This window comes from Psychrobacter sp. GW64-MNA-CIBAN-0177 (genome assembly GCF_040309585.1).
GTDB lineage: Bacteria > Pseudomonadota > Gammaproteobacteria > Pseudomonadales > Moraxellaceae > Psychrobacter > Psychrobacter okhotskensis.
In genome coordinates, this window is record NZ_JBEOOY010000023.1 from 32,352 (window position 1) to 45,836 (window position 13,485).

The window sequence follows — 13,485 nt, forward strand, 5'->3', positions numbered from 1 at the left end:
CCTTTTTTATTGTGGTTGTTTATTCAGTGAGTGATGGTTGGTAATATCAAATATTCATTGTGAATCATAACATTGTGCTTCATAACATTGTACTTCATAGCATTGTGCGTAATAAACTGCGCATAGTAAAGGGTCGTATTACAACACCTCTTAAAGAATGACTAAGCCAAAACTATCATCTAAGCCAAACGCTCTGCTAGATAATCTACCAGCAACCGAATCTTTGGCGATAAATGACGGTTGTGCGGATAGACGGCCCAGATACTTTCTTCAGGCTCTCTATAGTTATCCAGTAAGCTGACCAACGCACCTGATGCTAAGTGTTTTTGCACATAATAATCAGGTAGCTGCACGATACCCAGACCTTTTAAGGCAGCATCGACTAGGCTGTGACCACTGTTGTATTGCACAGTGCCAGACACTCGCAGGTTTTTTTCTTTATCAGCGTCTTTTCCAGAACCTGTTTTTTTAGAATCTGTTTTTTTAAAATCTATAAAGTGCCAATAGTCGCGAGTGCCAAGTAAGCAGTTATGTTGGCTTAGCTCGGACAAAGCATGAGGCGTGCCGTATTTTTCAAGATAAGCGGGTGCGGCACAGACGAAGTTGGTACGACGGCTGAGTTTTTTTGCCATCATGGTTGAGTCGCTTAATTTGCCAATACGAATTGCCAAGTCATAGCCGCCATCAACCAAGTCAATTTTTTGATTACTCAAAAATGCCGTCACTTCGATATCACTATATTGCACCATGAAATCATTGACCAGTGGCAATAATTGCTGCTCGCCATAAGTGACAGGGGCGGTCAGTTTAATCCTGCCTTGGGGTTTTGATTGTAAGTTACTCACCGCTTGCTCAGCGGCATCCAAGCCATCGAGTACACTGCGGCAATGCTGATAAAACACGCGGCCTTCTTCAGTCAGTGTTACCTTACGAGTTGTACGATATAGCAATTTAATATTGAGACGTTTCTCTAAAGCGCTTATCTGCCGACTGACTTGCGCGGTTGAGATGCCCAATTCTTTGGCAGCACGTGTGAAGCTCTCATACTCCGCCACATAGACGAACTCGCTAATACCATCCCAGCGCATGATTATTACCACTGTGTAAAAGATATTTGTAAATATAGCACATTGTTATCATGGCAGAAACGACTATAATGGTCAGTATAAAGTTTAATGCTTCACAGACTGGTACAACTGTCGCTTGCCTCTACTAAGTCAGCACTATAAGATGAATAGGTCTGTGCTCAATAATCGATAAAACTAATTAAAAAGAGAGACAACTATGTCAGATAAATTTATTAAATCGAAAGCCGCCATTGCTTGGGGCCCGAACCAACCACTATCTGTTGAAGAAGTGGATGTCATGCTGCCGCGCAAGGGCGAAGTATTGGTAAAAATCATCGCCAGTGGCGTCTGCCACACTGATGCGTTTACTTTATCTGGTGAAGATCCAGAAGGCGTATTCCCAGCTATCTTAGGTCATGAAGGCGGCGGTATCGTTGAGCAAATCGGCGAAGGCGTGACCAGCGTTCAAGTCGGCGATCACGTTATTCCTTTATATACCGCAGAGTGTGGCGTTTGTAAATTCTGTACTTCAGGTAAAACCAACCTATGCTCAGCCGTACGCGAGACTCAAGGTAAAGGCTTAATGCCAGACGGCACCACGCGTTTTTATAAAGACGGTGAGCCAATTTATCATTACATGGGTTGCTCAACTTTCTCTGAATATACCGTCTTGCCAGAGATTTCGTTGGCCAAAGTGGACAAAGACGCCCCATTAGAAAAAGTTTGTTTGCTAGGTTGTGGCGTGACCACCGGCATGGGCGCGGTTATGAATACCGCTAAGGTTGAAGAAGGTTCTACCGTTGCTGTTTTCGGTCTTGGTGGTATTGGCCTTGCCGCCATCATTGGTGCAAAAATGGCAAAAGCCAGTCGTATTATCGGTATTGATATTAACGAAGATAAATTTGAGTTGGCTAAGAAGCTTGGCGCGACTGATTGCATCAATTCTAAAGACTATGACAAGCCTATTCAGGAGGTCATCGTTGAGATGACTGATGGCGGCGTAGACTATTCTTTTGAATGTATTGGTAATGTCGATGTGATGCGTTCAGCGCTTGAGTGCTGCCATAAAGGTTGGGGCGAGTCGGTCATCATCGGTGTCGCTGGTGCAGGCAAAGAAATCTCAACCCGTCCATTCCAGCTAGTGACGGGCCGCGTCTGGAAAGGCTCAGCATTTGGCGGGGTCAAAGGTCGCAGCGAATTGCCAGGCTACGTCGATCGTTATATGCAAGGTGACATCCCATTAAATGACTTTATCACTCATACGATGCCATTAGAAGATATCAACGAAGCCTTTGATCTGATGCATAAAGGTGAGAGTATTCGTACGGTGATTCATTTTTAAGAGATAATCTTGAAGACACGCCCTAGTTTTATAAGATAGAAAAACCAAAAATGCCGTCCCTATATAAGGGCGGCATTTTTTTAGCATTAAAAATATAGTCAGTGAAAAGTAATATCGATATATCAGCAACATCGTAGCATTTTTAGGATATGTTGACGATAGGCTTATAAATAACGGTTAGCCTTGAGTATCAAGAATGATCTGCTCAGCAAGTGTGACAAGATCTGAGGCCACAAAGTCCGGTGTTGGCACATTGGAGGCGGGCAACATAGCGTTATAAGGACGTTTAAGAAACGCTCCTTGACAGCCAGCCGCTTGCGCGCCAATCGTATCCCAAAGATGACAAGCGACAAGGCACAAATCTGACATTTCAACAGCCAGCTCTTTAGTGATCATTTGATAAGTCTCAGGCGCAGGCTTGAATTTTGCAACCTTCTCAACGCTAAAAGACTGCTCAAAAAACTCACTCAACCCTGCCTTTTCAAGTGGCGTAGGGGACGGGCTGCTCGCTGAGTTGGTTAACGTTACCAGTCGAAACCCTGCGTCACGTAGTTTGGTTAATGCCGGTATTGCATCAGGATGAGCAGGCATTTCGCTCATGCGTTCTTTTAACTCATCGATATCGTCACCTGTTAGCGTGATTTCATGGATATCAGCGGTCATCTGCAACGCACCGACGCCAAGCCCACCAAAAGGCGTATAGAGTCCTGATAAAGTCATGGTTTGTGAGTAAAGCACCAATTGGGCAAACCACTCTCTGAGTATCTGCTTATCACCGAACAGTCGGGCAAACAATGGCTCAAGAGTGGCGATGTCGAGTAGCGTCTCATTGACATCAAACACGATAATCGAGGCTGATTTATTAGAGGACATAAAAGATCCTTTTATGAGTAGCGAACGAAATTTTGTTAACAAAGCTAGTCAGGAAATACTATCAACAAAGCTAGTCTGGCATGTCAGCTAATTGCTGCAAAATATTCGTGAAATTCTCTACACCTTGCGCACCGCTAACCAAATGACGTTCATTAAAAATTACCGCCGGCACGCTTTGAATGCCTTGCTGCTGCCAATGTTGCTCAGCCTCTCTTACTGCTTTAGCAAAACGCTGGTCGTCTAACACGGCTAGTGCTTCATTACGATCCAAGCCGGTCTCTGCAGCGATATCGGCGAGCACGGCATTGTCAGAAATATTGCGACCATGGGTAAAGTGTGCGGCGAACAACGCTTGCTTTAAGTCGTGCATACAGCCTTGCTGATCTGCCCAGTGCAAGAGCTGATGCAGATTAAAGGTATTATGCATACGTGTGTCATCGTTAAAGTTAAATTCAAAGCCGACCTCACGACCAGCTTCTATTAATCGAGCACGGCTAGCATCAGATTCTTGCTTACTCGAACCATACTTTTCCATAATATGTTCACGCATATTTTGTCCTTCGCTGGGCATATTTGGATTAAGCTCAAACGGATGCCAGCGAATCTCATGTTCGGTGTTGGTTTGCTTGAGCGCTTCTGCCAGCTGGCGGTAACCAATGACGCACCAAGGGCATACAACGTCTGAGACGATGTCTATTCGGAGTGGTTTTTCTGATGTGCTCATATATCCTCGCAAGCATTATTGTTTATTTTTTATGACGGTATTTTATAGCTAGACATATCAGCCAAAGCGACTTGGTTGAATCAGCTTTGGATAATATCACTCAGTCAATATTAAGAGAATGAGGGAGCGATTACAATGTAGTCTGCACAGTCTGCGTTATCACTTAGGTAGCTCAATTGTAACTATTATCAGTAGGATAGCCGAAATTTTTGCAAAAACGGTCTAACAACTGACGCACTGATAACAAAACCCATGACTACTTAACCAATCTGCCGTGGTCACAAAACAGGTTTTTATTTAAAGTTGCTCCATTGAAATTAGCGATGATTATTTATAAATAACGCTAATAATAATTCAATAAACAATAAAAACTTAACACTCACTATGGTGTCATATATGAAAAATATCACTGAAGCAATGAAATGGCGTTACAGCACCAAAGAGTTTGATACCAACAAAAAAATATCAGCAGAAGACTTTCAGAGTCTAAAAGATATCTTACGTCTCAGTCCGTCGAGCACCAATATTCAGCCTTGGCATTTTGTGATTGCTGATGACGAAGCGGGTAAAGCTCGAATTGCAAAAGGCACTGAGGGCATGTATGAATTCAATGATGCCAAAGTAAAAGATGCCTCGCATGTCATCGTATTCTGTAGCCGTGTCTATGCCGATGACGAGTTTTTAGAAGGCTTGCTCGATAAAGAAGATGCTGATGGTCGCTTTGCAGAACCAAAACTCAAAGAGCAAATGCATCAAACGCGTAAAATGTTCTTGGACATTCGTCGTTATGAGCAAAAAGACGAGCCGCATTGGTTGATAGAGCAGTTGTATCTCAATATGGGTGCATTACTACTAGGCGCTGCTACTTTGGGTATTGATGCTGTGCCGATGGAAGGCGCAGATTTAAAAGCGCTTGATGAAGAGTTTGATTTACGTAGTAAGGGCTATACAGCGGTCGCAATGGTTTCTCTTGGCTATCGTAGTGAAGATGATTTTAATGCTGATCTGCCTAAGTCTCGATTTGACGAAGAAACAATCATCACTAAAGCCTAGTTTTAGGTGTTTGATTTGAAATGATCATTCTAAAGTAGCCTCATAATAGTCCTATAAACTTTCGTTTGTGGGGCTTTTCTTTATTGAAGTCTATTTAATATACTACCTTTTTCTAAAAAATAGATTGCCCACTTCACATAATATAGTCAATCCTAAATAAAACAGATACATTATATATCAAGGTGGAACTGGTCTAAATTTTCCTTGTGTGCTGTACCTACGCAGACAGAGGCTGCGAAAAATTTATCCCAGTCCCACTGTATCGTTTTTATACTGAATTCACTATATATTGCTAAATCATATGGCCTGAATTTGAGTGCTGATAAATTAAAACCAATTAATACTAGCTAGCAGCAGATGGTTAGGCTGATTGAGGTAAATGATTATCAGTTAGCTTACAGCGATTGGTAGTACACACTTTTAGGTACTGCCTCGGATTAAAAACTATACTGCAACAACTACAAAATAAAAACAAAACAAGTTTTTTGGTACGCCATAATGGATTTATTGCCGCCGTAGCTATAAGGCGCTTTTTTCACCCATTATATTCATCTGCCAGCGAGAAGCCAGCATGTCTACCTTGACGTTAACAATCAATAAGCAGGATTATCAGCTCGAGAATCTTGACGCCCGTACGACACTGCTCGACGTCTGTCGTCAACATTTACAAATTACTGGACCCAAAAAAGGCTGCGACCACGGCCAATGCGGCGCTTGTACCATGCTCATCAATGGTCGCCGAGTCAACTCTTGTCTCACACTTGCTATCATGCATGATGGTGATGAGATTACGACCATCGAAGGCATCGGTATGCCGGATTCACTATCGGCGCTGCAACAAGCCTTTAAAGATAACGATGCCTTTCAGTGCGGATATTGCACCCCAGGTCAAATTTGTTCAGCGACTGCCTTAATAGAAGAAGTAAAACAAAATTGGCCAAGCCATGTGAGCACAGACTTACAACATCCTGATAGCCTTCTGGTACAAGAAATCGCTGAGCGCATGAGTGGTAATGTCTGTCGCTGCTCCGCTTATCCCAATATCATCAAAGCCATCTCACAAGTACTTGAAAATGAGATGTCAGAGTCTGCTGCCCAGACCAATGACACCTCTACACAAAATTCAAGCGTAACAGGTATTTGGTCACCGCCGTCAAGCGAGGCTCAGTTCCATAAAGCCTCAGCGAATAACAAAACAATAACAGGCAAGGCAGGAGACCACTCATGAAACGTTTTGAATATAGCCGCGCTGATGCACCTAAGCAAGCCGCAACCTCTGCTAGCGGCAAAGACGCTTCTTTTATCGCAGGTGGTACCAACTTATTAGATCTCATGAAACTAGAGATCGAAACCCCAATCAAACTGGTCGATATCACTCGTTTAGAATTAGAGCAAGTAGAAACGACTGCCGATGGTGGTTTACGTATTGGTACGCTTGTGACCAATAGCGATTTGGCCGCGCATCCTGAGGTGATTGCAAACTATCCAGTATTGTCCCGAGCTATCTTGGCAGGAGCGACTGGTCAGCTACGTAACAGAGCGACAACGGGCGGCAACTTTTTACAGCGTACTCGTTGCTATTATTTTTATCAAACAGACAGCGCTTGTAATAAACGTGAACCGGGCACAGGATGTCCTGCTATCAACGGGGAGAACCGTACCCTAGCTGTCTTAGGTACCAGTGATTCATGTATTGCTCAGCACCCATCCGATATGGCAGTGGCAATGCGCTTACTGGATGCCACGATAGAGACAGTTAAAGCAGATGGCTCGACTCGCGCTATCGATGTCAAAGATTTTTATTGTTTGCCAAAAGACACGCCGCATATCGAAAATGTGCTAGAAGCAGGCGAGCTGATTACTCATGTTGTATTACCTGCCCCTATTAAGGGCATGCATACCTATGACAAAGTGCGTGATCGCGCTTCTTACGCCTTTGCACTGGTATCTTGTGCCGCAGTCATCGATGCTGACGACAATGGCAACCTAAAGACAGTACGATTGGCGTTCGGCGGCATCGGTACCAAGCCATGGCGTAATGAAGAGGTTGAGGCACTATTAACGGATACCGATGGCAATAGCGACGTTATCACGCAGGCCGCTGATCTATTATTGCATGATGCCAAAGGTAATGGTCAGAACGACTTTAAAATACCGTTGACGCGTCGCCTACTAAAACAAGTTATTCAGCGCGCATTAGCGGGCGAGGGAGCATAATCATGGCACTATTAGAATCAATCACACAGTCAGAACCAACCAAAAAACTGACCATGGATGAGCCTGTTGAAACGCTATTTAGTACAACGGCAAGCAAGCTAGTTGGTAAGCCAATCAACCGTGTTGATGGCTCATTAAAGGTCAGTGGTCAAGCGCCTTATTCAGCAGAGATTCATCTAGAAAACCAAGTCTATGGCGTCTTGGTTGGGGCAACTATTGCCAAGGGCAAAGTAGATAGTATCGACAGTAGCTCTGTAGATGATATTCCCGGTATCATCAAAGTGGTGACCGATCCTGAGCACTTCTTACGTAATTCGCAACAGGGCGGGGCAACAAAAGCACCAACTCAAGGTGTGAGTGAAGTGTTTTATCATGGTCAGCCCATAGCTGTTGTAATCGCCGAAACTTTTGAGGCCGCAACAGAAGGCGCTAAAGCGCTGAAAGTGACTTATAAGGATGAGACTGACCAAGCGGCATTAAACTTTACTCAAGAGCTCTCTAACGCACATGCGGTAGATGAAGAAAAAGGCTCTGATAAAAATAATGTCCAAGGCGATCCAGACCAAGGCTTAGCTGATGCGGCAGTGACCGTTGATCGCTTTTATCATACCCCAAGTCAAAGCAACTCTCCGATGGAGCCCCATACAACGTTGGCTCATTGGGAAGGCGATAAGCTCGTTTTGTATACTTCCAATCAGATGATCGCTTCTTGCAAACAGCAAGTCATGGATGCTCTGGACCTAAATAAAGATCAAGTACAACTGATCGCACACTATGTGGGTGGTGGGTTCGGTAGTAAGCTCGGTATTGCTCCTGAATCTATTGCAGCGGCGATTGCTGCGAAAGATCTGGGTCGTCCTGTGCTAATCACTATGACGCGTTCACAAGTGATGGAAGCAACGGTCAGACGCTCAAACACGCGTCAGCGTATCGCTATTGGTTGTAATAAAGAAGGTATTATCAACACATTTATTCATGATACTACGACCAGTAATTTGCCAGGAGAAGCTTTTTTTGAGCCGACGGCATTATCTACCCATTATCTATACCGTGGTGAAAACCGCCGTGTACATTATCAGATGGTAGATATGAATCAAGTATTATCAGGCTCGATGCGTGCGCCGGGTGAGGCGGTGGGTTTGATTGCGGTTGAATGTGCCATGGACGAGCTAGCCTCACAGCTGGACATTGATCCAATCGAGCTGCGCCGCCGTAATGAGCCTGAAGAGGACCCTACCGAAGAGATTCCTTTCTCCACCCGTCAGCTAGTCGCTTGTATGGAGAAGGGCGCTGAACAGTTTGGTTGGGATAAGCATAATCCCAAGCCTGCCAGTCAATTAGAAGGTGACTGGTGGATAGGTACAGGCATGGCGGCGGCTGCCCGTGGTAACCAATTACAGCCATCTGAAGCACGTGCAACCCTACAGGTAGATGAGTCAAAAGCACTTGGTATCAAAGCAGTTATCGAGACAGACATGACAGACATCGGTACAGGGTCTTATACGGTGTTTTCTCAGGTAGCGGCAGACCTGTTAGGACTGCCTATCGACCATGTTGAGATGAAACTAGGTGACAGTGCATTGCCACCAGCATCAGGCTCAGGTGGCAGTTGGGGTGCTGCGAGTGCGGGTAGTGGTGTCTATCTTGCTTGTGAGCAGCTGCGTGAAATGCTAGCAGAAAAAGTTGGTCTGTATCCTGACAACATTCAGTTAGACAATGGTCAAATCAAGAAAACAGGCGAGCATGCTTTAACGGCAATGGAGGCTGCCAAAAAGAGCGGCCAATCATTTGCTGACAGCACTATTGATAAGCTATCGCAAACCACAGGGCTTTCGCTATCAGGACAGTCAGCATCACAAGAGTATGATTTTGATAATACAGAGTCTTATGCGCTTGCGGATGTGGTCGCTGACTATGATGAGCAAAAAATCACTGCTAAAGGCCAGATAAAACCGGGTAAGAACGGTAAGAGCCATCGCCAAGCCTCTTTTGGCGCGAACTTCGCTGAAGTGGCGGTTCATAAAGTCACTGGTGAGATTCGGGTGAAACGTATGACAGGTGCATTTGCCGCTGGTCGTATTCTGAACCACAAAACTGCAACGTCGCAATGCTATGGCGGTATGGTGTTCGGTATTGGCTCAGCGTTGATGGAAGAAGTGATTCATGACAAACGTGACGGTCGTCTCTGTAACCATGACCTTGCCGAGTATCATGTGCCAGTTAATGCGGACGTACCGCAGTTAGATGTCATATTGGTAGAAGAAGATGATCCTTATACCAATCCAATGCACATCAAAGGTATCGGTGAGACGGCTATTGCAGGTGCTGCTGCCGCGATTGCCAATGCTATCTATAATGCGGTCGGTGTGCGTGTTTATGACTTCCCGATTACCCTCGACAAGCTGCTTTATGAGATGCCAGAGTAGTTTTATCAGCTTATGTATGACAAGAACCCGCTTACTGAGCGGGTTTTTGTAACTGAGTCGGTAGTATATTTTATTACTAGCAAAAAATTCACTAACAAAAAACAATTATTAAATAAGAGGCATTATGAATCAAGTCGCTGACATTCTGAAGCTGGCAAGCGAGGCTCAGCAGCAAGGTGTTGATGCTGTATTGGCTACTGTCGTTCATACAGAAGGCTCAGCGTACCGTCGTGCTGGCGCGATGATGCTTATATGCGCAGATGGACGCTCGGTCGGAATGATAAGTGGTGGCTGCCTTGAGCCGCATATTATCAAACGTGCCTTTTGGCTTACTCGTAATGGCGCAAGCGTACAAGTTTATCAAACGGGCGATGATATTGAATACACCAAAAATGGCGAAGCGAAAGCAGCTGCTAAAGAAGAGACGTCCGAAAATGATTTTTTAAATGTTGATTTCTATGATGAACCAGACCTTGATTTAGACGAGTTGAATTTTGGCTTAGGATGTAATGGACGGGTACATGTTTTGTTTGAGCGCTTAACGACAGCGACGGCGCTTTTGAATGTTATTGGTCAAGTTCGAGGTACGCAGCAACCCGTCACGATAGCCACATTAATTCGCTCTGCTAGTCGCCAAAACTCAAATCCTGAACTGCAAATCGGTATGCGCATTAATTTGGATAATTATACCGAGTCAGAACAAATTACGACTATAGGCGCTAATGGTATTGGCACTAGTAACAGCTTAAATCAAGCCGGGTTTGATGTTTCAAATACTCTTTTCAATACGGTCGAAAACCTAGCTCAACATGAGCTTGGTAATAAAAAGACCGAATACGTTGTTGTGAAAGATGATGACCATTATGACAACGTTAATTTAACAACAGAGTGGCTGGTACAAAGATTAGAGCCACAAATCCGTCTGCTGATTTGCGGTGCAGGCAATGATGTCATGCCGCTGGTCACCATGGCAAAATTGCAAGATTGGCATGTCACCGTTGTAGATAGTCGCGCGCAATACGCCACACGTATACGTTTCCCGCAAGCAGATGAAGTGCTGCCGTTATCGTTGGAAGATACGGATACTTTGCTAAAGCTCAGTCATAACGCTGCTGTGGCACTGATGTCACATAGCTTGACTCAAGACCGCGCTCGCTTGGCGATATTGCTAGCACATGCGCAAAACTATAGATATCTAGGTCAGTTGGGGCCGCGCTATCGTACTGAACGCTTAATCAATGAAATCAGCGCCAACATAGCGAATCCTACTGTTTTGGGTGATGGTATCCGTAAATTACATTATCCGATTGGCTATAAGCTGGGCGGAGATGGTCCAGAGTCACTCGCACTTGGTATCATGGCACAGATAAATGCAGTCATGCACGATCAAACTGTATCAGTAGAGGGTTCTCGCAGTGAAATCTCGAATTTAGCAGCAAGCGGTGATGATATGGACGCTGATATTGTGGCAAGTCTTATATGAGTAGCGGTACGCCTATAAAAGACACTGACAGCCAAGTACAAAATCATGCGGCCATCGTATTGGCAAGTGGCCTCAGTCAGCGACTCGGTCAACCTAAGCAGCTACTCGTTAAAAATGGCGAGCCATTAATCGTGCGCATGATCCGATTAGCAGTAAGCACCAATCCGCAATCCATCGTCGTTGTAATTCCTGATAAGCATCCTGCAATTGCTAATGCAGTTACAGAGCTGGCTATGCAATATCCAACGGTTCAAGCGGTGCTAAATTCAAAACCTGACACCGGCATGGCGGACAGTTTGCGTTTGGGTATTGAGACCATCGCTAGTCTTGAAATTGCCAGTCTTGACGCTTATTCAATCGAGCGAGTGCTCATTATGGGTGTTGATCAAATTCTACTAGATGAGCCACATTTAACCGCTTTACTGGCTGGTGAACAGTCTGTAGTGGCAAGTCGCTATTATAGTTGGCACAACTGCCAAAATTTAGGTGAAGCAGAACTTAATAATAACTCTGCCACCAATAAATCCACAAGCAATATCATTGGTCTACCTTTAGTCATTAACTATAAACTGCTTAGACAATGGCAGGCAATGTTAGCAGGAGATAAAGGGTTAAGGCATTTGATTAGAGGGTTACCAGCCGATCAAATAGGTACAGTGATCAACGATAATCTTACCTATGATATTGATACGCCCGAACACCTAACCTATGCTAGACAACAAGGCTGGCTGGATAAGAAATCCTAGCGATAATAAGTATTAAGCGACCGACATGACAAGCATGATAGAAACCGAACGACTGTACTTAAGACAGTGGCAAGCGAGCGACTTTGCGCCATTCGCTGAGATGAATGCTAATTCTAAAGTGATGGAATACTTTCCCAAGTTATTAACCACTTCCATGAGTAATACTATCGCCAAAAAGTGCCAAACGCTGATTGAGGATAATGGGTGGGGGTTTTGGGCGGTGAGTCGCAAAGGCGGCTCAAACAAAAGCGATGACTTTATCGGTATGGTTGGTTTAAATGACGCGCATGCTGATATGCCGTTTTCTCCTGCTGTTGAGATTGGTTGGCGATTGCACAATGATTATTGGGGGATTAGGGTATGCGACCGAGGCCGCGCAGGCTGCTTTGCGCTATGCCTTTGATGTTTTAGAACTTAGCGAAGTAATTGCCTTTACTGCCGTTATAAATAAGCGCTCGCAAAAGCTTATGCAGCGTATTGGTATGACTGATACGCAGGACAACTTCTCTCATCCGATGCTCGATGCTGATCATCGACTGGCTGAGCATGTGCTGTACAAGATTACGCGTCAAGAGTGGCAGCTTGCTTAAGTAGATATTTACTTAGTTGGGATAGCGACCTAGTTGAACAATTAAATCTCATACTCTTAAATTTAATATATAATTATCGATTTATGTATACAGACCGAGAACATTATGGAAGATATGCTGTTAGAGTTCGAAAAGGGTATAGCAGATATCTTAGAGCTATTTAATAAATTTCGAGATAGCATTGGTGAAAATCCAGTATCTAAAAGCACTAGAGATCGTATTGATTATTTTATAAGCGCTTATGAAAGTTACATGGTTGCTCTGGAAAAAGGCAGTGCAGAGAAAATTGCGGAAGCTGCTTTAAGTGTTTGTTCGAACGCAAGTACAATTAATATGTTTGTTAACGATATAGATGAGCAAACAAAAAAATACAGTAAAAATTTATCGGAACGTGCTAGTTTTCTTCGTGGAAAGATAGAAAGTTCACCAATTTTGACAGTTCCTTTAACAGATAAGGCACGTTCAAATGTCTCAAGCGACATGCAAGACTATAGATCTTTTAAGAAACAATTAAAAGATACGAATGAAAAACTTGAACAGTTAAATCGTAAAGTAAAAAAATCACTTGATGAAAGTGAAGTTAAGGCTAATATTTTAACGAAAGAAATAGAGTCATTAGAAGAGACATACAAAAGTAAAATTAGTGCCATATCGCTAGCATATGAAGAAGAGTTAAAAGCTATTAATGATAAAAACGATCAGTTAGATACTCTTCTAGGTAATGCGGCAAGCAGAGTTATTGTTTCAGAATATGCTGATAGCGCAAAACAGGAAAAAATAGCTGCCGAGTGGTTAAGAGCGGGTTCACTGGTTTGTATGGCAATCATTATTGGGATAGCTGGATATTCTTTCTATGAATCTATTCATCAAAACTTTGATCTTTCTAAGAGCCCATCCCGAATTCTGTGTAACTGCCATTTAGATTAAGTGCTTACTAATACGATCATCAAACATAATCATAAAG

At 43.8% G+C, this 13,485-nt stretch carries 11 protein-coding genes and 1 pseudogene; 9 read left to right on the forward strand and 3 right to left on the reverse strand.

Going from position 1 to position 13,485, the window contains the following annotated elements:
* Window positions 1-179: 179 nt before the first annotated feature.
* Window positions 180-1,088 (reverse strand): LysR family transcriptional regulator, encoded by a 909-nt coding sequence (locus tag AAEY79_RS12200; protein WP_350588227.1) that lies wholly within the window; start codon window positions 1,086-1,088, stop codon window positions 180-182.
* A gap of 196 nt (window positions 1,089-1,284) precedes the next feature.
* On the opposite strand from AAEY79_RS12200, the gene AAEY79_RS12205 reads away from it, so the two are divergent.
* Window positions 1,285-2,409 (forward strand): S-(hydroxymethyl)glutathione dehydrogenase/class III alcohol dehydrogenase, encoded by a 1,125-nt coding sequence (locus AAEY79_RS12205; RefSeq protein ID WP_350588225.1) that lies wholly within the window; start codon window positions 1,285-1,287, stop codon window positions 2,407-2,409.
* Between the two features lie 177 nt (window positions 2,410-2,586).
* On the opposite strand, the gene AAEY79_RS12210 is transcribed toward AAEY79_RS12205, so the two are convergent.
* Window positions 2,587-3,282, reverse strand: a complete 696-nt coding sequence (locus tag AAEY79_RS12210) for a haloacid dehalogenase type II (RefSeq protein WP_025650770.1) — start codon at window positions 3,280-3,282, stop codon at window positions 2,587-2,589.
* Window positions 3,283-3,352: 70 nt separating this feature from the next.
* A complete protein-coding gene (locus AAEY79_RS12215) occupies window positions 3,353-4,006 on the reverse strand; it encodes a DsbA family protein (RefSeq protein ID WP_101212498.1) in 654 nt (217 codons plus the stop codon).
* Window positions 4,007-4,402: 396 nt separating this feature from the next.
* Here AAEY79_RS12215 and nfsB point away from each other — a divergent pair, with 396 nt between their 5' ends.
* The 8 genes and pseudogenes from nfsB (at window position 4,403) to AAEY79_RS12255 (ending at window position 13,448) form a co-directional block, all read left to right on the forward strand.
* Window positions 4,403-5,059, forward strand: coding sequence for an oxygen-insensitive NAD(P)H nitroreductase (nfsB, locus tag AAEY79_RS12220; RefSeq protein WP_101212500.1), 657 nt, complete (start codon window positions 4,403-4,405; stop codon window positions 5,057-5,059).
* A 571-nt stretch (window positions 5,060-5,630) separates the two neighbouring features.
* Window positions 5,631-6,287, forward strand: coding sequence for a 2Fe-2S iron-sulfur cluster-binding protein (locus AAEY79_RS12225; RefSeq protein WP_025650766.1), 657 nt, complete (start codon window positions 5,631-5,633; stop codon window positions 6,285-6,287).
* A complete protein-coding gene (locus tag AAEY79_RS12230) occupies window positions 6,284-7,276 on the forward strand; it encodes a xanthine dehydrogenase family protein subunit M (protein WP_201571084.1) in 993 nt (330 codons plus the stop codon). Before AAEY79_RS12225 ends, AAEY79_RS12230 begins: the two co-directional genes overlap by 4 nt.
* Before the next feature lie 2 nt (window positions 7,277-7,278).
* The gene (locus AAEY79_RS12235; RefSeq protein ID WP_350588224.1) at window positions 7,279-9,702 is read left to right on the forward strand and encodes a xanthine dehydrogenase family protein molybdopterin-binding subunit; all 2,424 of its coding nucleotides are present in this window, start codon (window positions 7,279-7,281) and stop codon (window positions 9,700-9,702) included.
* A gap of 124 nt (window positions 9,703-9,826) precedes the next feature.
* Window positions 9,827-11,185 carry an XdhC/CoxI family protein gene (locus AAEY79_RS12240; RefSeq protein WP_352288520.1) on the forward strand — a complete coding sequence of 453 codons (1,359 nt, stop codon included), beginning with the start codon at window positions 9,827-9,829 and terminating at the stop codon, window positions 11,183-11,185.
* Complete coding sequence (locus AAEY79_RS12245) at window positions 11,182-11,931, forward strand: nucleotidyltransferase family protein (protein ID WP_025650762.1); 750 nt, start codon at window positions 11,182-11,184, stop codon at window positions 11,929-11,931. Before AAEY79_RS12240 ends, AAEY79_RS12245 begins: the two co-directional genes overlap by 4 nt.
* A 34-nt stretch (window positions 11,932-11,965) precedes the next feature.
* Window positions 11,966-12,521: pseudogene (locus AAEY79_RS12250) on the forward strand (GNAT family N-acetyltransferase).
* Window positions 12,522-12,626: 105 nt separating this feature from the next.
* On the forward strand, window positions 12,627-13,448 hold the full coding sequence (locus AAEY79_RS12255; RefSeq protein ID WP_352288523.1) for a hypothetical protein: 822 nt from the start codon (window positions 12,627-12,629) through the stop codon (window positions 13,446-13,448).
* The last annotated feature ends 37 nt before the right edge of the window (window positions 13,449-13,485 follow it).

Bases quoted from the DNA above. Each gene is read 5' to 3' on its own strand.
- AAEY79_RS12200 (WP_350588227.1), bottom strand. From the start codon at position 1,088: ATGCGCTGGGATGGTATTAGCGAGTTCGTCTATGTGGCGGAGTATGAG.
- AAEY79_RS12205 (WP_350588225.1), top strand. From the start codon at position 1,285: ATGTCAGATAAATTTATTAAATCGAAAGCCGCCATTGCTTGGGGCCCG.
- AAEY79_RS12210 (WP_025650770.1), bottom strand. From the start codon at position 3,282: ATGTCCTCTAATAAATCAGCCTCGATTATCGTGTTTGATGTCAATGAG.
- AAEY79_RS12215 (WP_101212498.1), bottom strand. From the start codon at position 4,006: ATGAGCACATCAGAAAAACCACTCCGAATAGACATCGTCTCAGACGTT.
- nfsB (WP_101212500.1), top strand. From the start codon at position 4,403: ATGAAAAATATCACTGAAGCAATGAAATGGCGTTACAGCACCAAAGAG.
- AAEY79_RS12225 (WP_025650766.1), top strand. From the start codon at position 5,631: ATGTCTACCTTGACGTTAACAATCAATAAGCAGGATTATCAGCTCGAG.
- AAEY79_RS12230 (WP_201571084.1), top strand. From the start codon at position 6,284: ATGAAACGTTTTGAATATAGCCGCGCTGATGCACCTAAGCAAGCCGCA.
- AAEY79_RS12235 (WP_350588224.1), top strand. From the start codon at position 7,279: ATGGCACTATTAGAATCAATCACACAGTCAGAACCAACCAAAAAACTG.
- AAEY79_RS12240 (WP_352288520.1), top strand. From the start codon at position 9,827: ATGAATCAAGTCGCTGACATTCTGAAGCTGGCAAGCGAGGCTCAGCAG.
- AAEY79_RS12245 (WP_025650762.1), top strand. From the start codon at position 11,182: ATGAGTAGCGGTACGCCTATAAAAGACACTGACAGCCAAGTACAAAAT.
- AAEY79_RS12255 (WP_352288523.1), top strand. From the start codon at position 12,627: ATGGAAGATATGCTGTTAGAGTTCGAAAAGGGTATAGCAGATATCTTA.